Raw genomic sequence first — 22276 nt, 5'->3', positions numbered from 1 at the left:
GTTGCAACGGGGCGCTACTATAGGGAAAAGCCGGGCTTGCGTCAACTCCCTATTTGCGCTTTTTACAGTTTTACTGCTTGTTTAGTTAAATATAAAACAATTTGGTTATTATCTAATCTTGAATGGTGAATCTGTGATCGACTTAAACTTCAAGTATTAATTATAAAATTCGTTAGCGGCTTAACAAAATGCTCATCATAACATTCATCAACCGTTGTATTCGCTTGAAAATGAGACATTTTCGGCACACTCTGTTGTAAACATAAGAGGAGTTGTCATGAATATTCTATTTTATCATCCATTTTTTGATGCTAATGAGTGGATCGACGGCATGAAAGCTAGACTTCCACAAGCCAATATTCGTCAATGGGTTAGGGGCGATAAACAAAGTGCCGATTATGCTATGGTTTGGCTCCCTCCTTATGAATGTCTAGCAGGGCGAAAAGATCTGAAAGGTATATTTGCGTTGGGGGCGGGTGTTGACGCCATTTTGAAGCAAGAGCATGAGAACCCAGGAACATTACCTGCTGGCGTGCCTTTAATGCGCTTAGAAGACACGGGCATGGCATTACAAATGGAAGAGTATGCGATGGCGAAAGTCCTCTATTACTTTCGTCGAATGGATGAATACCGCCAATTTCAATCGCAACGTCAATGGAAACCGTTGCCAGCCTATCGCCATGATGAGTTTGTCGTCGGGGTAATGGGGGCTGGTGCATTGGGGCAAGCGGTGGCTAAAAGGCTCGTGGAATTTGGTTTTCATGTGAGAACGTGGAGCCGAAGCGCAAAACAGCTCAACAACGTAAAGAGCTATTATGGACAAGAACAGTTAGGGGCGTTTCTGCAAGGTACACGGGTGATTATTAATTTATTGCCAAGTACCCCCCAAACAGTCGGAATTTTGAATCAAAGCTTATTTAGTCAGTTACAAAAAAATGCCTTTATTATTAACCTTGCTCGTGGCTCGCATCTTATTGAACAAGACTTGTTGGCAGCATTAGAGTCGGGGCAAGTTGCAGGTGCCTCTTTGGACGTATTTGCCAGTGAACCTTTACCACAAATGCATCCTTTTTGGACACACCCGCGCGTTGCGATTACACCCCATATTGCCGCGATTACACTACCGCAAGAAGCGATGGACATGATCAGCAGCAATATTCAACGCATTGAAAATGGGCAAACACCTGTCGGGATTGTTGATATGCAACGCGGTTATTAAGGTATACTTATTTTATTTCAGGTTGCAGCTTGGTTGATGGCACTGCTTTATATTCTTCATGCCATCATTTCTTATCCTTGCTGCGCCTCAAATGACTTAGAGTATGCTGGTGATAAGCCACCGTATAATGCGAAAACAGGAACCTGACATGAACGAATTTTCGATCGTCTGCCGTATTTTGGGAACACTCTTTCAGCGCTCCCCCGATGATAGTGTGGTAAAGCCATTACTGGATATGATAGCCCAAGATAAATTAAAGGCATCTTGGCCATTGGAGCAAGATGAGTATTGGGCGCGCATGGCAAAATCGGTTGATATGGCAGCGATTACCGCCGACTATCAAACGTTATTTGGTGGAGAAACACCTGCGGTTTCGGTGTTTGCCCATGATTATGATGATGAAATCGCGGAAGCGGAAATCCGTGAATTTCTTGTTGAGAGGGGGATGGCTCTGACAAACGCGAGAACCGATGCCTTTGGTGCGCTCTTATTGGCGGCATCTTGGCTTGAGGATCAAGCGGCAGAAGATGAAACAGCGGCGCAAATTGAGCTATTTGATAGCTTTATATTGAGTTGGTATGGTGCATTTCTAGGCAAAATGGAAGCTCATGCGACAACGGCATTTTATCGTACGCTGGCGCAAATTGCGCGTGATGCAGTGATTGCATTACGTGATGAATTAGAGTCAGAGTGACAGCGTCACTTTTGGTGTAATAAAATCCGCCTCTAAGCGAACCTTGTCAATGTAAATTGGCTATCAGAAAAACGAGGTAAGCCACTTAAGAGGTTTTTGTATTGGTATTAAGTATAACGCGTAGCATTTTGATAAACGGGTATATAGGTAGATAAAGAAAAGGCAACGTCTAAAAACGTTGCCTTTTGTGCTGTTTTCAATCGAAAATTTTTATGGATGTTAGTCAACTAAAGGAATAACGAGCTTGCCTGGTTTGATTTCAAGCCCTTTTGCTAATTTTTTAGCCGTTGCCTCAGCTGCACTATTTTCTGGATTCAACACATAAACCGGTTGTGTCTCAAAAAAGGTTTCTAATGAACTGTTGAGGTATGGGATCACGGCAGCAATAGCGGTATCCATACTCTCAGGAGTGACAGTGTATTGGCTGATGTTCAGCTCTTTTAAGTAAATGGCGCCTGCTTGAGCGTCAAAATAAGGGCGAGCCGTTAGGGTAAGCGCTATTTTGGCCTCGGCTTTACCTAATAAAGTATCTAAGTTGACTGCGGCATCCCCCGTTAAGGCGATTTTCCCCGGCTCACTGCGACCAATTTCTGATTTCAAGTTGGTTAATTGGATGTCTGCATCCGCGACGCCAGAAATACCAACTTTATTGTTATATTTAACTTTATTTGCAAGATACTGATTAACTGTATTTTCGCTAATCGAAAATTCAGTAAGTTGGCTACAGCCAGTGAGTAAAGTCAAACAGCCAATCAGAGCCGCCAATATAAATTGTTTCATAAACACTCCTTTTACAGTAACTTGACTATCTTATCCTATAATTATGGTTAATTGGCCTTTTACCCACATTTTTGTTAGTTAAAGTTTAAATTTATGGGCGTGTAGAGTCTAAATATCTCCGTTATTAACCACTTAACATGGCAGATTCAATTTTCTTACGGTTAAATTGTTTATGCAGTGCCCAAAGAGTGATGAAACCAATTACACCTAATAAAAACCACGGTAATTGTGGCAGATCCCATTGGTGACCAATATCGTACATCCAACCTCCACCAGTGTAGCCAACAGCACCTCCTAAAGCTAATCCTAAGCGGCTAAACCCCATATAACTACCGCGTGCACGTGGATCTGCCAGTGAAGCACTTAATGTTTCTCGTGCAGGATCGGCGGTTACAGTGCCTAAATAAAATAAGCATATTAATCCAAATAAAACAGGTAAAGAGCTCGTCATACCGATAGGAAACATGCTTAAACTCATTAAAAACAATCCAGCCATTAAACGCTGCTCAAGGCGAAAATATTTTTCACTCCAACGGGCGATGGGATAAAGTAACGTTAATGAAATAACGGCTTCAATGGCATACATCCATTTCACTGCGGTTGGCGTGCCTGCGATTTCATTCACAACAATAGGGAACATCAGCATAACCTGTACAGAGAGCATAAAATAACCAGCTAACGTGACCACATAGGTCACAAAACGGGTATCTTTGAGTACTCGGCTCATACCTTCTTTGATTGGTGTTCTTACCGTTGAAATACGGTAGGCCGGGAGTAGCCAAGCATTACAAATAGCGGCAAGTACAAAGACGGCCGCGCCAGCCCAACAGACATAATGGAAATCGTATTGCAGTAACCAACTACCAATCAGTGCACCAATAACGGCGCCCGCGCTGTCTTGCATGAGCAGCAGAGAATAAAAGCGTCCACGCTCATAAGGCCTTGTTAGCTTAATAACTAATGCGGTTCTTGGAGGATCAAATAGTGTTCCACCTAATGCTGACAAGACACAGGAGAGCCACAACACCCAAGGGTCATTGGCAATTGCCATGAGCACAAAGCCACAGGCTCGCAATAGCATCCCTATGACTATCATTGGCTTAGCGCCAAAGCGGTCTGCAATAGCACCACCAAAGATCCCAAGTCCTTGCTGAACAAATTGTCTCAGACCTAAAGCAAAGCCAACAATGACGGCGGCCCAACCTAGCTGGTCAACAAAGCGAATAGAGATCAATGGAAACACGACAAAAAAACCGAGAACAACCAGCATGTTGTCTAGGAGTAAAAAATATTTACCTAGACTTCTTGCCTGTGACACCTGCGCCATGACACACCATCGTAAAAAATAATAAAGAGGGAAGGATTCTTAATGTTTCTCATCAATAATATCAGTAGAATAGAAAGGGGAAGATGATATTTTTTTATCGTTATACCTAATGGTTATTGATAATGTGTTTTTATCCTTATGCCATCTCTGGCGATTTAATTTTTAAAAGGGTTAACGATGTTTGGTTATCGGACAAATGAACCAAAAGTGCGTCTTGTGACAGAAAGGATGGTTGTACGGTTAGCATATGAGCGTGACGGCTATCGATTAGCAGATTACTACAGCGAAAACAGAGAATTTTTGAAACCTTGGGAGCCAACCCGAGACAGTTCACATTTCAATCCATCAAGCTGGAATAGTCGCTTACATTTAATGACCGAGCTGCATCGTCAGGGAAACGCCTATCATTTTTTACTCTTAGACAGTCAAGAAAATGAAGTGATGGGTGTGGCGAATTTCAGTAATGTATTGCGTGGTGCTTTTCATGCGTGCTATCTAGGCTACTCATTAGGTGAAAAGTGGCAGGGGCAAGGGTTGATGTATGAAGCCCTTTCACAAGCTATCCGTTATATGCAAAAACATCAAGGGATGCACCGCATTATGGCTAATTACATGCCACACAATTTGCGTAGCGGTAACCTTTTGGCTCGTCTCGGTTTTGAGCGAGAAGGGTATGCCAAACAATATTTGCAGATTGACGGCCAGTGGCGTGACCATGTACTTACGGCGTTAACCGATGCAAATTGGAAACCGGTGAAACCCTAATTAACGGTATACGCCTAATAATTCGAGTGCAGCGTATCAAAATTATCAGCTTGCTGCTCTCGGACTCGGGCAAGTAACCTCTGATTTTATCATCCAATCATAGTCAGTCATGCTCCACGCTGATAAACTGGCATAATTGTTTTCTTTTAGTCTACCTATCATGAATTTATTAAAATCATTAGCAGCGATAAGCTCTATGACCATGATGTCTCGGGTACTTGGATTTATCCGTGACGCAATTATCGCTCGGGTATTTGGTGCAGGGGCAGCCGCGGACGCCTTTTTTGTCGCCTTCAAATTACCTAATTTATTACGCCGTATTTTTGCAGAAGGGGCGTTCTCTCAAGCATTCGTGCCAATACTGGCGGAATATAAAAACCAACAAGGCGATGAAGCAACTCGTACTTTTGTGGCGTATATTTCGGGGATGCTTACCCTCGCACTAGCGATTGTCACCGTGATCGGTATGATTGCCGCCCCTTGGATTATCTATGTGACGGCGCCGGGCTTTGCTGCCGATGCCGATAAGTTTGCATTAACCACAGACCTACTGCGGGTCACCTTTCCTTATATCTTTTTAATCTCACTCGCGTCGTTAGCTGGTGCAATTTTAAATACATGGAATCGTTTTTCGGTTCCTGCGTTTGCGCCAACGTTGTTGAATGTGAGTATGATTTTCTTTGCAGCATTTGCGGCGCCTTACTTTGATCCTCCCGTAATGTCATTAGCTTGGGCAGTGATTGTGGGGGGAATTTTGCAACTGGTGTATCAACTCCCGCATTTGAAAAAGATTGGCATGTTAGTTCTGCCACGGATTTCTTTTCGCGATAGTGGTGTTTGGCGAGTAATGAAAATGATGGGGCCTGCCATTATTGGGGTATCTGTTAGCCAAATTTCGTTGATTATCAATACTATTTTCGCATCATTTCTGCAATCTGGCTCAGTGTCTTGGATGTATTATGCGGATAGGTTGATGGAGTTGCCATCAGGGGTGCTGGGTGTTGCATTAGGAACCATTTTGTTACCTTCACTATCGAAAAGTTTTACTAGTGGTAACCATCAAGAATATCGTCATTTAATGGATTGGGGCTTACGCCTCTGTTTATTGCTCGCCTTGCCTTGCGCGATTGGTTTAGCGATCCTTTCGGAAGCGCTTACCGTATCGCTGTTCCAGTATGATAAGTTTACAGCTCATGACTCATTGATGACGCAATACGCATTAATGGCCTATTGTGTAGGGCTGACAGGGATGATCCTAGTGAAAATTTTGGCGCCAGGGTTCTATTCACGTCAGGACATTAAAACACCAGTTAAAATCGCTATTGTCACATTAATTCTAACTCAGTTAATGAACTTAGCATTTATTGGGCCAATGAAGCATGCCGGATTAGCACTGTCGATTGGTTTAGCAGCGTGTTTTAACGCGGGTGTCCTTTATTGGCAATTACGCAAGCAAGAAATTTTCAAACCACTTGCCGGTTGGCGAGGTTTTATTTTTAAACTCGTCATTGCCCTTATCGTGATGTCAGCGGTTCTGTTTGGTGTATTGCACTTTATGCCAGAATGGCAAGAAGGCAATATGGCCATGCGTTTATTGCGCTTAATTTTTGTGGTGATTATTGGTGCTGGGAGCTATTTCGCCACGCTATTCGCTTTAGGTTTCCGCCCAAGAGATTTTAAAAAGCAGAGTATTTAAGCCACAATAAATAACTGAAACGCCCCATTGGGGCGTTCAGAAATTCTTATTGTAGCAATTTTCTCACTACCCATTTGCTTGGCAATAGTATTAGGCATACACAAAGCGCTTAAGTAGCGCCTTATGCCACCCGCAGTATTTAACAGGTTGTTAAAATTTTGTCAGTAATGACAGGGCCATTTGAGCTGGATTATTAGTCAAATAGTCCTGTAATAATCCATTCATTGGAAGATCATGTACGTCGAGTCTTGGCCTTTCCCCATGGGGTAGCGATACATGCCACCTTGCCACGGCTTTGCCGATCAATATAACAGCAGGATTAACAGGGGGATTATTGGCTCGTATGTCTCAACGTAATAAAAAAATGACCATTGCACTTAACTATATATCGGGGATAGCGCTGGTATTGATTGGTTTAATACTTCTATATGATAATTTCATTTTCAAGAAATGAATTTAAGGTTAAATGTGTCAAAACAGTATCGGCATCTTTGCCTGACTATAATGATACATTTAACCAGAGAAAAATAATTACTAACATTTGCTGTAAAAAACGTCATAACAGCTGGTAAGAAGCTTCGTGAAAATTTTAAAGAGAGGGGCTTTCGTCTAATAAATAATATCGCTGATTCATATAATGAGGCCGCTTTTTATTACGGTATTGGAGGGGCATGCTATTTCGTCTCTCAGCTCTAACGCTCATATTGAAATAAGGCGGTCTAAAGAGCACGAAAAAAATTTCCTGAAATTGAGTCGACAGAAACAATAAACCCTATGCACAGCATAGGGTTTATTATCAATATGACACTTAGATATCAGCTTACATACGTTCGACGGTATCGATCCCTAAAGTATCCAGCCCAGCTTTTAATGTCTTCTGGGTCAATAGCGCTAATTTTAAGCGGCTTTGGCGCTGAGCTTCATCTTCGGCGCTTAAAATAGGACAGTGTTCATAGAAGCTTGAGAACAGGCCGGCTAAATCATAAAGGTAAGCGCACATAACATGTGGCGTACCATCACGTGCGACCATCAAGATGGTTTCTTCAAATTGCATCAAACGTGTAGCAAGTGCAATTTCACGTGGGTCTTGTAACACGATAGGCAGTGTGAGATCCGCTTGTGTCACGTTTGCTTTTTTGAAGATTGAGGCGACACGCGTATAAGCATATTGCATATACGGTGCGGTATTACCTTCGAAAGCTAACATGTTATCCCAATCAAAAATATAATCCGTTGTACGGCTTTTTGATAAGTCTGCATATTTCACTGAACCAATACCGACAACATTTGCAACGTTGTTTAACTCATCTTCTGGCATATCGGGGTTTTTGCTGCGGATGAGTACTTGCGCACGTTCAATCGCTTCATCTAATAAGTCAGAGAGGCGAACAGTACCGCCTGAGCGAGTTTTAAAAGGCTTGCCATCTTTACCGAGCATCATACCAAACATGTGATGTTCGAGAGACATTGATTCTGGGATATAACCGGCTTTACGTACGATTGTCCATGCCTGCATCAAGTGTTGGTGCTGACGTGAATCAATATAGTAAAGTGCACGGTCAGCATGCAGTACTTCATGACGATATTTTGCACAAGCGATATCTGTTGTCGTATATAAGAAGCCGCCATCTTTTTTCTGGACAATAACGCCCATAGGCTCGCCTTCTTTAGTTTTAAATTCGTCAAGATAAACGACAGTAGCACCTTCGCTTTCTACTGCGAGCCCTTTGGCTTTCAAGTCAGCGACAATCCCAGGCAGCATATCGTTATATAAACTTTCGCCCATGACGTCATCTTCAGTTAACGTCACGTTCAAGCGACGATAGGTTTCTTGGTTTTGCTGCATGGTGATATCAACCAGTTTACGCCACATTTTACGGCAGTACTCATCACCTGATTGCAATTTAACCACGTAACCTCTTGCGCGCTCAGCGAATACTTCATCGCTGTCATAGTGTTGTTTTGCTTCGCGGTAAAACTCCTCGAGATCTGCCAATGCCATGTCACTTGCATTTTCATTTTGCATTTTTTCGAGGTAAGCGATCAGCATACCAAATTGCGTACCCCAGTCACCAACATGGTTAGCACGGATCACTTTATGCCCTAAAAACTCTAAAGTACGTGCGGCAGCATCACCGATAATTGTCGAACGCAAATGGCCTACGTGCATCTGCTTGGCCACGTTTGGCGCGGAATAGTCGATGACGATAGTTTCTGATTTAACAGGGGATAGGCCAAGGCGATCACAGGTTAATGCTTGTTCCACTTGTGTGGTGAGCCAGCTTGGCTCAAGGAAAATATTGATAAAACCCGGCCCTGCGATTTCTACCTTGCTTGCAATACCTTCAAGATCTAAATGGCTGACAATCTGCTCGGCCAGTTGTCGGGGATTGATGCCCATTTTTTTAGCAGCGCCCATTACACCGTTGGCTTGATAGTCACCAAACTGCGCTTTCGCTGATTGACGCACAAGGGCATCACTGCCTTCTGGAGCTCCCGCTGCCTGCATTGCAGCACTGATTTTATCTGAAAGAATAGCCTGAATATTCACCGGATTACCTTAAATAACGAACCATAGTTATCGCATTGTGCCATCACATGCGTAGAACTAAAAGAAAGAAGAGAAAATTCGGCAGGTTTTATACCATATTTTAAGGGAGTCGTGCTACAGTCTGGCAGTTTTATTCACGGTATAGCTGTCATATTTCAATAGCGTTGATAACACAACAGACGAAAAATTGAGAGTATATCGCGAATGCGAAGAGATAAACGGTGTTTAGAAAAGAGTGTGTTGAATGACTGAATTTGCCAATGTGCCTGAACTGCAAGATCTATGGAACACGTTGCCTGAGTTTGAGCAAAAATTAACGCAAATGGCTAAAGTATTAGCTTTATCCTTAAACGATCACCTGATAGACCATGTTTCTGTCCGTTGTCATCATAATGAAACAGCAGAGCGCTGGCGGAAAGGCCTCCACCAATGCGGTCAGTTACTGTCTGAAAATGAAATTAACGGGCGTCCGATCTGTTTATTCGAATTGAACAAACCATTAATAATCGCATCTCAACAGGTTTATGTGGTCGAATTGCCTTTTCCAAAAGGAAAAATGTACCCACAAGAGACATGGGAGCACGTTGAGATGGTCATTAATGTCGCCCCAGAACAGCTAGAGCAGAGTGCATTGGCATTACTGCCACATCCGCTTCCAGAGGGCTACAGCTTGAAAATGAGTCAACCGAAAGGGCAGTTAGAAAGATTGCCTAATCCGACATTAGCAGTGACAAATGGGATAATTACTTTGAAATATCACCCTTACGCGCTGAAACAGATTATTGAAAGCGAAAAATAAGTGATGCAATTAACGTTATTACGAACAATTCGTAAAAAACTGTTAATGGTGTGATGTTAATCCGGTAACGTTCAAAAATTAGTGGCATCATTAATCGAATGTTAACGATTAACAAGTTCCTTTAAGTTATTAATTAGATGTTAAAGCAACGCTTTAATCCTACGTTTTGGAGGTGGTCATGGCAAAATTGGAAATTTGCTGTTTCGGTATCGAATGTGCACAAGTTGCACAAGAATACGGCGCTGATCGTATTGAATTATGCTCCGGTGCAGCAGATGGCGGCCTGACACCAAGTTATGGCTATCTAAAATTAGCAAGCGAAAAACTTCATATCCCCGTTCATCCTATTATTCGTCCGCGCGGAGGCGATTTTTGCTATAACACGAATGAATTTGAAGTAATCTGTGAAGATCTGCGGATGGTGAAAGAGATGGGCTTCCCGGGAGCAGTTATCGGAATTCTCGATACCGAAGGGCGTATCGATATCGACCGCATGGCGATATTGATGGAGATAGCAACGGGAATGAATATCACGTTTCACCGTGCATTCGATATGTGCGTGAATCCCTTATTAGCCTTTGAACAACTAAAAAGTTTAGGGGTTGCTCGTATTCTTACATCGGGGCAGCAGCAGAATGCAGAGTTGGGATTACCGTTACTTAAAGAGTTAAACGAAAAAAGTATTGAAATTAACGGCCCAGTGATTATGGCTGGTGCAGGGGTTCGGCTGGCTAATTTAAGTAAGTTTATGGAAATAGGGCTGGTAGAATTGCACAGTTCGGCGGGGAAATCAGTTCCGTCAAGTATGAGTTATCGTAAAGCAGGGGTGACGATGGCATCAAACAGTGAAAATGATGAATTTACTCATTACTGCGTTGATGGGCCAACCGTTGAAGCGATGAAAGATTTTATTTCGATCACTGAAAAGATTTCGGCATAAAAACGAAACTATTCAATAATAATTAATAAAAAGGGAGAGTTTTATCTCTCTTTTTATTTTAGGTCATGTAATCAATACAGAAAAGAGATAGTAAGTAATAAATCGTTCAATATAGCCTTTTACCCATAAAACAGTATTCAAAGTCATTTTAGAGATCATGCTAAATAAGAATTAAATGATAAGGCAATATCGATAAGATATTAAAAAGGGGAATAGTTTCGCGCTTTAAAGAGAACAGTTATATGCTGTTTTTCTCGAGGTAATAAGGCATAAGAAACCGCGTATAAGATAATCTTCTTTATCCATAAATACACGTAAATTGATTGGGCCGTTATAGAAAATAAGATAATAACGTGCCCAATAAAATTACCTTGAACTAGGATTTGGCTGGAAAAACAGCGTTTGCATAAGAAACACCATTTTCTAGGATCTCAATTGCCAATGGTAGCAGCTTTGAGGGTTTTCCACCGTTATCCTCAGTCGTATAATTTCCTAATACAACGAGGTTCTTATCTTTTTCAGCCCCATGGATATATTTTACGACGGAATTTTTTATAGGCTCTAACTCATAGATCTTTTGATTCAGTATGGAAGCAAAATAGACATCATCACCTTTTTTATAGGCAACAACAGTAACCAAACGTCCTTCTGTTGAGTCAACGACCTTGAGTGTTTCAGGGCTTAATTCATTGTCGTAAATCTCTTTTGCTCTATTAATGAGATGAGCTCTCACTCGATTACCGACTGATGAATCGTTAATATAGTTTTCGATTTGAGCTAACCCATTCATATTATCTATAAACGCTTTATTTTGAAGGTTCTGCGCTTTAATACCACCCTCATAACCGCCGTGCTCACAAACTAAGGCAGGAAAGCTGTCTTTACGGATGCGATTGCCAACACGAACAGAGTTAATTGCGATATCGTCACCGATATAGACTTCACTAATAAATGGCCTAAACCCCATAAATTCATTTTGATTATTCTTTGCATTAAACTCACCACAAACGATGGCTTCATCGGCATTCCTATGAACAACAATATCTTTATATTGTATTGAGTCAGGATCAGGATAATGTGTGGCAATCTCTTTTTTTATTGCAGTATGAATTTTATTTTCTGGGGGGGAGCAAGCGAATAAGAGAAAAGAGAGAGGAAAAATAAAAAAATGGGGCAGTTTCATGATCGTATCCAAATGAGTCTGTCATTAATAAAGGCTAACCGCTATTTAAATTTTTGTATAAGTATATTATATCAATAAATATTGAGAGATAAAATGTTTGCAGGGTTTGATAAATGTATTATTACTATTTGGGCAACTACAGATTTAAAAATACGGAGAATAAATTGAGAAAAGAATAAGAGTGAAACAAGTCACCCTTATTCGATGATTTTAGGGTTTACGTGCAACGAGGATAGCGCGTAATGGAGCAGGGTAACCTTCGATGGTTTTTGTTGAGTCATTAGGGTCTAGAAATTCTGCTAATGAATCCGTTTTCATCCACTCAGTACGGCGCTGCTCTTCAACTGTGGTGACGGCTTGGTCAACGATCCGCACATCGACAAAACCACATTTTTCTAACCAAACTTTAAGCATTTTAGCCGATGGAATAAAGTAAACGTTACGCATTTGTGCATAACGGTCACCGGGTACTAAGCACTGGAACTCATCCCCTTCAACAACCAAGCTTTCTAAAATTAGCTCGCCTTCACTGACTAATTGATTTTTTAGCTGCCATAAGTGGTCAAGAGGAGAACGACGATGATAGAGCACTCCCATTGAAAATACGCTATCAAAGGCATTAAGTGCGGGGAGCTGTTCGATGCCTAATGGTAATAAATGAGCGCGTTGGTCATCGCCCAGTAATTTCCTAACCGCTTCAAATTGGCAAAGAAACAGTTGTGTAGGATCAATCCCGACGACAAATGAGGCGCCTTCGCCTAACATGCGCCACATGTGGTAACCACTACCACAACCCACATCAAGGATCATTTTATCCTTTAAAGGGGAGATGTGAGGTAAAACCCGATCCCATTTCCAATCAGAGCGCCATTCCGTATCGATATTGATACCGTATAGAGAGAAAGGGCCTTTACGCCAGGGTTTTAATTGCTCAAGAATACTATTAAGACGGCGAGTTTCCCCTGCGGATAATTCAGGGTCACGTATCGCAGTTACGCTATTTTTTAAATCGAGTTGGGTGGGGGTCATGATGGGTAAATTTTCTAACATTTTTTCCCATGATTTGAATCCACCGTGTAATTGCGAGTTTTTCCACTCGCTAAGTTGAGCGGGTAATGTTTCAAGCCAATGACTTAAAGGGCCTGTTGCAATTTGCTGATAAAAGCGCCCGAAATCAATCATAACTGTGCCTCTTTAAGTGCTAATAAGGAGCCAAAGTTAAAGCATTGGAACCATACTTCACAATGCGTAAAGCCGGCTTGTTTTAACCGTAACTTATGTGTTTCAACAGAGTCGGTCAGCATAACATTTTCTAACATGCTGCGTTTCTGGCTGATTTCTAATTCGCTATAACCATTTGCACGTTTAAAATCATGATGCATATTGAATAACAATTCACCAATCTCTTTGTCTTCAAAATTGAATTTTTCTGACAGCACAAGGATACCGCCGGGTTTGAGGCCTTGATAAATTTTAGTTAATAGCTGTTGGCGGTCATTAGGATTAAGGAACTGCAACGTAAAATTGAGTACCACCATCGATGCATTTTCAATAGGGATATCGCGAATATCACCTTCGATAACCTCGACGGGCGTTGCGGCTTTGTAAGCGTCAATATGACGACGGCAACGTTCAACCATTGCAGGTGAATTATCGACAGCAATAATTTGGCAATGTTGCGCGGTAATATTGCGGCGAATTGACAGCGTTGCTGCTCCCAATGAGCAACCAAGATCATAGACACGGCTGTTTTCGGTGACAAAGCGCCCAGCTAGCATCCCAATCATCGTGATAATGTTTGAATAACCCGGCACCGAGCGCTGGATCATATCGGGAAAGACTTCGGCAACTTTTTCATCGAATTGCCAATCACCTAAGTTGGCAATCGGAGCGCTAAAGAGGCTGTCTTTATTGTTGGATTCCTGACTTGACATAAGATCTGTGTATGTAAAACAAAAGTAGTTGCGGATTGTAGCAGAAAAGGCGCGTAACCTGAAAATCAATCAGTCAAAACAGCAATAAAAGTTTTACGACACTTAAATAAAGTGCCGCGTTGATAATAAAAATTAAAGATTGAAGGAAAAAATTTGGATCCAAGGTAGGTAATAGATATTGGCGATAACCATCAATGTCATGGCAATATAGGTTGCCGCCATGCCTGAGCGACGATAAGAGATATCATGATTTTTCAGGCCATAAGAGTGGAGTATACGCCCTGCGATTAAAACTAAGCCACATAAGTGGATCATCCAAACCTGCGCGCCGTTCATCTCCATAAAAAGCAATAATATCAAAGCAATGGGGATGTACTCTATAGCGTTACCATGAGCGCGAATCGCTGTTTGTAGCTCATAGAAACCCCCATCACCATAAGATACTCGATATTGATTTCTGAGCTTCACAACATTCAACGATAGTTTAAGTAGTAACAAAGCGCCCAGTACAGCATACAGAGAGCTGACCATTTATTCACTCCATTGCTTAACCAAATTGATTCACTGATTGATTAAAACTATTCACTATATTAATAGATATTAGTAAAATTTACTAATAGTATAATGTCTAATTAGTTTACCCTTAAATTAAGGCTCCACAACAACGTAATCTGTTGGTGATTAACTTAATTAATTAGGCCATCTTGTTGTAATTTCGCCATAATGATCGCAGCAGTGGCTGAACATTTTGCTAGGTCATGGCTATCAAACCAAGCAAGCTCCGCAATTTCTGCGGCAGGACGAGGGGTACCATTATAATGCGCAAAATAGCAACGAATACGTACCTGAGTTCCATCTTGTTTACCATCAGCTGCGCCAATAAATTCATCATAAAATTGAAGAGAATCTTTATGTAAGGTTAAGGTTAACTCTTCTTCAATTTCTCGACATAAGGCTTGTTCATCACTTTCGTTAGGTTCGCGCTTTCCGCCCGGAATATAGAAGAGTGTCTTATTATGAGAACGAACCATTGCTACTTTGCGGTCAACAAGTGTAATTAAGCCTAACTTATCGATAATTTTATTGTCCATTGCCTTTAACTCTTTGTTTTAAGTGTTGGGGCCACTATGATGTGATGTTAATAATATTACTCAAATATAATGAAAACAATGGGTTTTGTATGGTTCCCCATTAGTAGACAAAATCATGGTCCACTAATGGGTAATATAAAATTTTATATGAATTATTTGGCTTTATTAATAATTTCAACTAACTCATATCTGACATTTGGGGCATCAGCAGGCGGATTAGCAACGTCAAATTGTTTGACTTTCAAAGTGTATTGGTAGCCTGATTCATATTCAAACCCTTGGATATTGCCATAAAAAAATTCCCACTCGGCATTTGGGGCTTGTTTGACTTTCATACATTTCATGGGGGCAACACCAACGCAATCAGCCAATGTTGAATCAATATAAAAAGTTTTTGTGTTATCAGCAGGTTTCACGGTTTGGCAGCCTACAAGCAGTAGAAATAGAGAAGAAACGAAGAGACTTTTTTTCATCGGATGGCCTTATATGCAGTTCAAATAAGTATGATTATAATAAATAACAGCAGGTAATTATTCTTAAATCAATTCAAATTGAACAATTATTTTGCTCGTATGCAGTTAAATAGGTTTTTGTTTGTTATCACATTCATCGTCGTGTAGTGATGAGCTAGAATAACCTTATTATCTATTTTGTTTGAAAATTAAGCATCATTTTGTTTCGAGCGCGTAAGGATAATGGATAACGCAAACACCATTGTCTATGTTGCGGTCATGAAACAGAATAACGTAATTAAATAAACCCGCCTTGCAATATGTACATAATTCGCGGAGTCACTTAAAATCACCAACAGTCATAAATTCTGTTTATAGCCATGTACAGTCATCGTTACGTGTTTCGATTAACTTTTAATCGATTAAAAGATGATTAAAAACAAAAATATTAGCTGTGTCCGCTAATACGTAACTGTTTGTGCAACAGAATTTCCTGTATAATGTCTGCCTTTTTGACATTCTGAATGTTCAGCAAAATGCCAAATTTCCGCAGCAAGTAAAATGCACAACAAGCTGAGTAAAAAAGGATATTGTATGCGTACTAACTATTGTGGGCAGTTAAACATTGCTCATGAAGGCCAAAAGGTCACTCTTTGTGGATGGGTAAACCGCCGTCGTGATTTGGGTGGTTTGATTTTTATCGATATGCGTGACCGAGAAGGTGTCGTGCAAGTATTTTTCGACCCTGAGCGCAAAGACCTCTTTGAAAAAGCTTCGGAATTGCGTAATGAATTCTGTATACAAATTACAGGAACTGTCCGCGCTCGCCCAGATAACCAAAAAAATAAAGACATGGCGACGGGGGAAATTGAAATCTTTGCTGAAGATCTCAACGTTTTTAATAAATCAGAGCCACTGCCGTTAGATAGCAACCAATCTAATACGGAAGAGCGCCGCTTAAAATACCGCTATCTTGACCTACGTCGCCCTGAAATGTCAGAGCGCTTACGCACTCGCGCAAAAATTACCAGCTTCGTCCGTAACTTTATGGATAAAGAAGGCTTTATCGATGTCGAAACGCCAATGCTGACCAAGGCAACGCCAGAAGGTGCTCGTGACTACTTAGTGCCAAGCCGTGTGCATAAAGGTAAATTTTATGCGTTGCCACAGTCACCACAATTGTTTAAACAATTGCTGATGATGTCTGGCTTTGACCGCTATTATCAAATCGTTAAATGTTTCCGTGATGAAGACTTGCGTGCAGACCGTCAGCCTGAATTTACCCAGATCGACGTCGAAACGTCATTTATGACGGCAGAACAAGTACGTGAAATCATGGAACGCATGATCCGCCAATTATGGTTGGACGTTAAAGGTGTTGATCTCGGTGACTTCCCAATAATGACCTTCGCAGAGGCAATGCGTCGCTACGGTTCAGATAAACCTGACCTACGTAACCCAATGGAATTAGTGGATGTAGCTGATATCGTTAAAAATGTCGAGTTTGCCGTTTTTTCAGGGCCAGCGAACGATCCAAAAGGCCGTGTTGTGGCATTGAAAGTGCCTAACGGTGCTGTCATGACTCGTAAACAGATTGATGAGTATGGTCAATTTGTTAGCATCTATGGTGCCAAAGGGCTAGCATGGATGAAAGTAAACGAACGTGCAAAAGGTTTAGAAGGTATTCAAAGCCCTGTCGCTAAGTTCTTAAATGAAGACGTTATTAACCAACTTCTTGAAAGAACAGAGGCCGCTGACGGTGACATTCTGCTGTTTGGTGCAGGAGCAAAAAATGTTGTGACCGATTCAATGGGGGCATTGCGACTGAAAGTAGGTCGTGATTTTGAACTGACAGACTTAAATAGCTGGAAGCCACTTTGGGTGATTGATTTCCCAATGTTTGAAGAGGATGGCGAAGGTGGCCTAAGTGCAATGCACCACCCATTCACTTCACCACGTGACTATTCACCGGAAGATCTGGCCAAAAACCCAGAAGAAGCTGTTGCTAATGCCTATGATATGGTCATCAATGGCTATGAAGTCGGTGGTGGCTCTGTGCGTATCCATCGTAGCGAAATGCAACAAACCGTGTTTAATATTCTAGGTATTAATGAACACGAACAACGTGAGAAATTTGGCTTCTTGCTAGATGCATTAAAATACGGTACACCGCCACATGCCGGTTTGGCGTTTGGTCTCGACCGTTTAGTCATGCTATTAACGGGAACTGATAATATTCGTGATGTTATTGCATTCCCTAAAACAACGGCTGCGGCGTGTTTACTAACTAGTGCACCAAGCCAAGCGAATCCAGATGCACTAACAGAATTAGCTATTTCAGTTGATGCAAAAAACGCTGAAGACTAATTTATTCGACATGAATAGTTTTAAACGCCCAGAGTCGGTGTTAGTGATCATTACCGCTGAAAGCAGCGGTAATGTGCTTATGCTACGGCGCAAAGATGATCCCGATTTTTGGCAATCCGTAACGGGTAGCTTAGAAGATCATGAAGGTGCGTTTGAAACCGCAATGCGGGAAGTCCGTGAAGAAACGGGCTTCCTCCCCCAAGAGGGGCAACTGTATGACTTGGCGCGTGAAGTCACTTTTGAAATTTTTGCGCATTTCAGGCATCGTTATGCTCCCGGTGTAACACATTGCAAAGAGCACTGGTTTAAAATGGTACTGCGTGTTGAACAAGTACCACTTTTGACGGAGCATACTGAGTTTTGTTGGGTTCCACCGCAGAAAGCGGCGGAATTAACGAAATCTTGGAGTAACCGTCAAGCTATTTTAGAATTTGCTATTTAATTATTTTATTGACGTTTTTGGAGATATTTCATGGCAGGTCATAGTAAATGGGCCAACACCAAACACCGTAAAGCGGCACAAGATGCTAAGCGCGGTAAGATTTTTACTAAAATTATCCGTGAGCTGGTGACAGCGGCGCGTTTAGGGGGCGGTGATCCTGCTACTAACCCGCGTTTGCGTGCTGCTGTGGATAAAGCATTATCGAACAACATGACCCGTGATACTTTAAACCGCGCAATTGCGCGTGGTGTTGGGAATGATGAAAACGATAATATGGAAACTATCATTTATGAAGGCTATGGCCCAGGCGGCACAGCGGTGATGGTTGAATGTTTGAGTGATAACCGTAATCGTACCGTTTCTGAAGTGCGTCATGCTTTCACCAAAACTGGCGGTAACCTCGGAACAGATGGTTCAGTTTCCTACTTATTTACTAAGCGTGGCGTTATCACTTATGCACCGGGCGTTGATGAAGATGCCTTGATGGAAGCTGCATTAGAAGCGGGCGCTGAAGATGTTGAAACTTATGACGATGGCGCTATCGACGTTTACACCACACCAGAAACTTTTGGTGAAGTGAAAGATGCTCTGGATGCAGCTGGCTTTACTAGCGAAGCGGCCGAAGTTTCGATGATCCCATCAACTAAAGCAGAGCTGGATGTTGAAACAGCACCTAAATTACTGCGCCTAATCGATATGTTGGAAGATTCTGACGACGTGCAGGAAGTTTATCATAACGGTGATATCTCTGACGAAGTAGCAGCACAACTGTAATCAGCTATCACTCGCGTAGAGAAAGCGGGCTGAATTCAGCCTGTTTTCTCTAACGCATCTCTAATAATAGCTGCTCCTTTATCTACTCTGCGTGGCTTACTGGTTTGCCATCTAGCGCTTTTGTGCATTTTGTCTTTCCTGTCTGTTTTTTTGGGCCTAATGATATTGGGAAATAGGCTATTTCTGTGCTTTTTTATCTCAGCTTAGAGAGACTCGCTAGTCATAGTCGCTTATCAATACGATTATTAAGGGACGGCATGAGTATTGTCGCCGCGGAAAGATACAGATAAGATGATATTAAAAGTAATAATGGATATTAATAGGCTTTGATATGGCGATTATTTTAGGTATAGACCCCGGTTCACGTGTAACGGGCTATGGTGTTATCCGCCAACAAGGCAGGCAACTTTTTTATTTAGGAAGTGGTTGTATTCGTACTCAGGTTGATGATTTACCAAGCCGTCTGCAACGTATTTATGCGGGAGTCTCGGAAATTATCACTCAATACCAACCCGATGTATTAGCAATTGAACAAGTGTTTATGGCAAAAAACGCCGACTCAGCCTTGAAATTGGGCCAAGCTCGTGGTGTAGCGATTGTAGCAGGTGTTAATCAAAATATTCCTGTGTTTGAATATGCTGCGCGGCAAGTGAAGCAAACCGTTGTCGGTACAGGGGCCGCGGAAAAAAGCCAAGTACAGCATATGGTTAAATCGATACTTAAACTTTCTGCTAATCCTCAATCAGATGCAGCGGATGCCTTAGCTATTGCTATAACGCATTGTCATTTTAATCAGAATTTGCTTCGTGTCGGCGATCCTCGCTTAGTGTTAACGCGTGGGCGATTAAGATAGTGACTGGATATACGTCCAGCCTTTTTTATGGTATAAACAGCGCTATCAATAAAATAAACTGAGGGCTTCAAGGTGATAGGTCGTTTACGCGGTATTGTATTAGAAAAACAACCCCCCATTGTTTTGTTAGAATTGCAAGGTGTTGGCTATGAAGTCCATATGCCAATGACCTGCTTTTATGAATTACCCGAAATCGGTCAAGAAGCCATTGTATTTACCCATTTTGTGGTGCGTGAAGATGCGCAATTATTGTATGGTTTTAATGACAAACAAGAGCGTGCACTATTCAAAGAGCTGATTAAAGTGAATGGTGTTGGGCCTAAACTGGCTTTAGCGATATTATCAGGGATGTCGGCTCAACAGTTTGTTTCTGCTATCGAACAAGAAGCGATTTCATCATTGGTTAAATTACCGGGAATTGGTAAAAAAACGGCTGAACGCTTGGTCGTTGAAATGAAAGACCGCTTTAAAGGCCTCAATGGTGATCTGTTTAACCAACACAGTGATATTAAGCTGCCGGATGTCAATGTCAAAGTATCAAGCCGCGCTGATATTGAAGCGGAGGCGGCAACCGCACTGGTCGCTTTAGGTTATAAACCACAAGAAGCCAGTCGTATGGTCAGCAAAGTGGCTAAGCCAGACAGTGATTGTGAGTCATTGATCCGTGATGCATTACGTGCAGCACTTTGATTGAGAGAAAATAACGATGATTGAAGCTGATCGCCTAATTTCTGCTGAAGTGATCCATGATGAGGAAGAAGCGATTGATCGCGCGATCCGCCCTAAATTACTCAATGAGTATATCGGGCAGCCACAAGTTAAAGAGCAGATGGAAATCTTTATTCAGGCGGCTAAGTTACGAGGTGATGCACTTGATCATCTATTAATTTTTGGCCCCCCAGGTTTAGGTAAAACCACGCTTGCAGGGATAGTCGCGAATGAAATGGGGGTAAATTTACGGACGACCTCCGGCCCAGTACTCGAGAAAGCAGGGGATTTAGCGGCGATGCTCACCAACTTAGAGCCGCATGATGTGTTATTTATTGATGAAATCCACCGCTTATCTCCCGTTGTTGAGGAGATCTTGTATCCCGCAATGGAAGATTATCAACTTGATATTATGATAGGGGAAGGGCCAGCAGCGCGCTCGATCAAAATTGATTTACCGCCTTTTACTTTAATTGGGGCAACAACACGGGCTGGCTCTTTAACTTCACCATTACGTGATCGTTTTGGTATTGTGCAGCGCCTTGAATTCTATAATGTCGATGATTTGCAATACATTGTGAAACGTAGCGCTCAGTTTATGGGTGTAGAAATTAGTGAAGAAGGGGCTAGACAAGTCGCCATGCGCTCGCGAGGTACACCGCGTATTACTAACCGTTTATTACGCCGTGTACGTGATTTCGCACAAGTCAAAGGTGATGGCAGCATCAATGAGCTAATTGCTAGCCAGGCACTCGATATGTTGAACGTCGATGCCGCGGGTTTTGATTACCTTGACCGGAAACTGTTAGTCGCCATTATTGATAAATTTATGGGTGGACCTGTGGGGGTTGATAACCTTGCAGCGGCTATTGGTGAAGAGCGGGAAACCATCGAAGATGTTTTAGAGCCATTTTTGATCCAACAAGGTTTTATCCAGCGCACCCCTCGTGGCCGGATGGCAACAGCTCACGCTTATCTACACTTTGGTTTAACTCCGAAAGAAGTTTAAGTGCTTAATGTCAGAAATTTCCCCCTTTACGGATAGGAAAAATAAAGGGGGAATATGATGCTACACGATCATTTACTCATTTGAATTAGGATCAAATGAGTAAGGGGAATCATATAATTCTAATGCTGGATCTGTACGAATCTGATAATTTAAAATGTCGTATAAATCAAATGAATTCCAATTTTGGCACTCTTTCTTATTGATTAACTTGTTATTTTTATAAACAGCTAATCCCTTAAATGCCCAGCCGCGCCCCTCGCCTTGATACAACAAATAGCTGTATGGGCCATTTTGAAAACGAATATATAGAGATTCACCAGCAATAAAATGTCCTTGCCCAACAAAAATATTTCTCGCTCCTTTTTCATTAAGCGGTAAGGTTATCTCTGGCTTAGCCAAAGTTCCGTATCGATATTGTGGTGTTTTCCCCGGGTCGACTATCACGCTAACATACTTTTTATTCTCCAGTTGGCAGGTAAATTCTGCGGCCATCACTGGTGTTGCAGATACCCCAATTATAACCATCCCAAGTAATGTTTTATTCATTTCGATACCTTGATACTTAATATTATTAGAGTATTAAGTATTTATTTTTTATTTTAATTAACGAGATGGTTAAGACTGAAAATAGCAAAAGTGTGAAGTTGATATAAAATAAAACCGCTCAATGGGGTATCACTTATTGAGCGGTA

At 41.7% G+C, this 22276-nt stretch carries 22 protein-coding genes; 12 read left to right on the top strand and 10 right to left on the bottom strand.

Features of this window, described 5'->3' with window-relative positions:
* Positions 1-277 precede the first annotated feature (277 nt).
* Both ghrA and PR699_RS10945 read left to right on the top strand, forming a co-directional pair.
* Positions 278-1219 carry a glyoxylate/hydroxypyruvate reductase GhrA gene (gene ghrA, locus PR699_RS10950; protein WP_014658283.1) on the top strand — a complete coding sequence of 314 codons (942 nt, stop codon included), beginning with the start codon at positions 278-280 and terminating at the stop codon, positions 1217-1219.
* A gap of 148 nt (positions 1220-1367) precedes the next feature.
* A complete protein-coding gene (locus tag PR699_RS10945) occupies positions 1368-1913 on the top strand; it encodes a molecular chaperone (protein WP_014658284.1) in 546 nt (181 codons plus the stop codon).
* 219 nt (positions 1914-2132) lie between these two features.
* Here PR699_RS10945 and PR699_RS10940 read toward each other — a convergent pair whose 3' ends face one another.
* Entirely contained in the window at positions 2133-2693 is a 561-nt protein-coding gene (locus PR699_RS10940; RefSeq protein ID WP_004919424.1) for a lipoprotein, read from the bottom strand.
* Between the two features lie 124 nt (positions 2694-2817).
* The gene (mdtH, locus tag PR699_RS10935) at positions 2818-4020 is read right to left on the bottom strand and encodes a multidrug efflux MFS transporter MdtH (protein WP_004919425.1); all 1203 of its coding nucleotides are present in this window, start codon (positions 4018-4020) and stop codon (positions 2818-2820) included.
* Positions 4021-4197: 177 nt separating this feature from the next.
* On the opposite strand from mdtH, the gene rimJ reads away from it, so the two are divergent.
* Positions 4198-4785 carry a ribosomal protein S5-alanine N-acetyltransferase gene (gene rimJ, locus PR699_RS10930; RefSeq protein ID WP_004919428.1) on the top strand — a complete coding sequence of 196 codons (588 nt, stop codon included), beginning with the start codon at positions 4198-4200 and terminating at the stop codon, positions 4783-4785.
* A 160-nt stretch (positions 4786-4945) separates the two neighbouring features.
* A complete protein-coding gene (gene murJ / locus PR699_RS10925) occupies positions 4946-6481 on the top strand; it encodes a murein biosynthesis integral membrane protein MurJ (protein WP_014658285.1) in 1536 nt (511 codons plus the stop codon).
* Between the two features lie 820 nt (positions 6482-7301).
* Here murJ and argS read toward each other — a convergent pair.
* Entirely contained in the window at positions 7302-9032 is a 1731-nt protein-coding gene (gene argS / locus PR699_RS10920; RefSeq protein WP_014658286.1) for an arginine--tRNA ligase, read from the bottom strand.
* A 244-nt stretch (positions 9033-9276) separates the two neighbouring features.
* Here argS and PR699_RS10915 point away from each other — a divergent pair, with 244 nt between their 5' ends.
* Both PR699_RS10915 and cutC read left to right on the top strand, forming a co-directional pair.
* Positions 9277-9831, top strand: a complete 555-nt coding sequence (locus PR699_RS10915; RefSeq protein ID WP_004919436.1) for a VOC family protein — start codon at positions 9277-9279, stop codon at positions 9829-9831.
* A 178-nt stretch (positions 9832-10009) separates the two neighbouring features.
* Complete coding sequence (gene cutC, locus PR699_RS10910; protein ID WP_014658287.1) at positions 10010-10771, top strand: copper homeostasis protein CutC; 762 nt, start codon at positions 10010-10012, stop codon at positions 10769-10771.
* Between the two features lie 376 nt (positions 10772-11147).
* Here the strand turns inward: cutC and PR699_RS10905 are convergent, their stop codons facing one another.
* From PR699_RS10905 to PR699_RS10880, 6 genes are all read right to left on the bottom strand, one after another.
* On the bottom strand, positions 11148-11954 hold the full coding sequence (locus PR699_RS10905) for a hypothetical protein (RefSeq protein WP_014658288.1): 807 nt from the start codon (positions 11952-11954) through the stop codon (positions 11148-11150).
* 210 nt (positions 11955-12164) lie between these two features.
* The gene (gene cmoB, locus PR699_RS10900) at positions 12165-13136 is read right to left on the bottom strand and encodes a tRNA 5-methoxyuridine(34)/uridine 5-oxyacetic acid(34) synthase CmoB (RefSeq protein ID WP_004919439.1); all 972 of its coding nucleotides are present in this window, start codon (positions 13134-13136) and stop codon (positions 12165-12167) included.
* A complete protein-coding gene (cmoA, locus tag PR699_RS10895) occupies positions 13133-13888 on the bottom strand; it encodes a carboxy-S-adenosyl-L-methionine synthase CmoA (protein WP_004919440.1) in 756 nt (251 codons plus the stop codon). Before cmoA ends, cmoB begins: the two co-directional genes overlap by 4 nt.
* A gap of 132 nt (positions 13889-14020) precedes the next feature.
* Positions 14021-14419: an MAPEG family protein gene (locus PR699_RS10890; protein ID WP_004919441.1), complete on the bottom strand. Its 399-nt coding sequence runs from the start codon at positions 14417-14419 to the stop codon at positions 14021-14023.
* A 155-nt stretch (positions 14420-14574) separates the two neighbouring features.
* The gene (locus PR699_RS10885; protein WP_004919442.1) at positions 14575-14979 is read right to left on the bottom strand and encodes an NUDIX domain-containing protein; all 405 of its coding nucleotides are present in this window, start codon (positions 14977-14979) and stop codon (positions 14575-14577) included.
* 152 nt (positions 14980-15131) lie between these two features.
* A complete protein-coding gene (locus PR699_RS10880; RefSeq protein WP_014658289.1) occupies positions 15132-15452 on the bottom strand; it encodes a DUF4377 domain-containing protein in 321 nt (106 codons plus the stop codon).
* Positions 15453-16025: 573 nt separating this feature from the next.
* Here PR699_RS10880 and aspS point away from each other — a divergent pair.
* From aspS to ruvB, 6 genes are all read left to right on the top strand, one after another.
* On the top strand, positions 16026-17798 hold the full coding sequence (gene aspS, locus PR699_RS10875; protein ID WP_053110887.1) for an aspartate--tRNA ligase: 1773 nt from the start codon (positions 16026-16028) through the stop codon (positions 17796-17798).
* 10 nt (positions 17799-17808) lie between these two features.
* The gene (gene nudB / locus PR699_RS10870; RefSeq protein WP_169342169.1) at positions 17809-18240 is read left to right on the top strand and encodes a dihydroneopterin triphosphate diphosphatase; all 432 of its coding nucleotides are present in this window, start codon (positions 17809-17811) and stop codon (positions 18238-18240) included.
* A gap of 30 nt (positions 18241-18270) precedes the next feature.
* On the top strand, positions 18271-19014 hold the full coding sequence (locus tag PR699_RS10865) for a YebC/PmpR family DNA-binding transcriptional regulator (RefSeq protein ID WP_004919448.1): 744 nt from the start codon (positions 18271-18273) through the stop codon (positions 19012-19014).
* Between the two features lie 331 nt (positions 19015-19345).
* Entirely contained in the window at positions 19346-19867 is a 522-nt protein-coding gene (ruvC, locus tag PR699_RS10860; protein WP_004919450.1) for a crossover junction endodeoxyribonuclease RuvC, read from the top strand.
* A gap of 72 nt (positions 19868-19939) precedes the next feature.
* Positions 19940-20557: a Holliday junction branch migration protein RuvA gene (gene ruvA / locus PR699_RS10855; RefSeq protein WP_004919453.1), complete on the top strand. Its 618-nt coding sequence runs from the start codon at positions 19940-19942 to the stop codon at positions 20555-20557.
* 16 nt (positions 20558-20573) lie between these two features.
* Positions 20574-21584 (top strand): Holliday junction branch migration DNA helicase RuvB, encoded by a 1011-nt coding sequence (gene ruvB, locus PR699_RS10850; protein ID WP_004919456.1) that lies wholly within the window; start codon positions 20574-20576, stop codon positions 21582-21584.
* Positions 21585-21656: 72 nt separating this feature from the next.
* On the opposite strand, the gene PR699_RS10845 is transcribed toward ruvB, so the two are convergent.
* A complete protein-coding gene (locus tag PR699_RS10845; protein ID WP_004919459.1) occupies positions 21657-22130 on the bottom strand; it encodes a hypothetical protein in 474 nt (157 codons plus the stop codon).
* Positions 22131-22276: the final 146 nt, after the last annotated feature.

It is taken from the genome of Providencia sp. PROV268 (genome assembly GCF_028477805.1).
GTDB lineage: Bacteria > Pseudomonadota > Gammaproteobacteria > Enterobacterales > Enterobacteriaceae > Providencia > Providencia stuartii.
The sequence above is the reverse complement of the archived record's forward strand: the minus strand, read 5'-3'. Positions and strand labels throughout refer to the sequence as shown.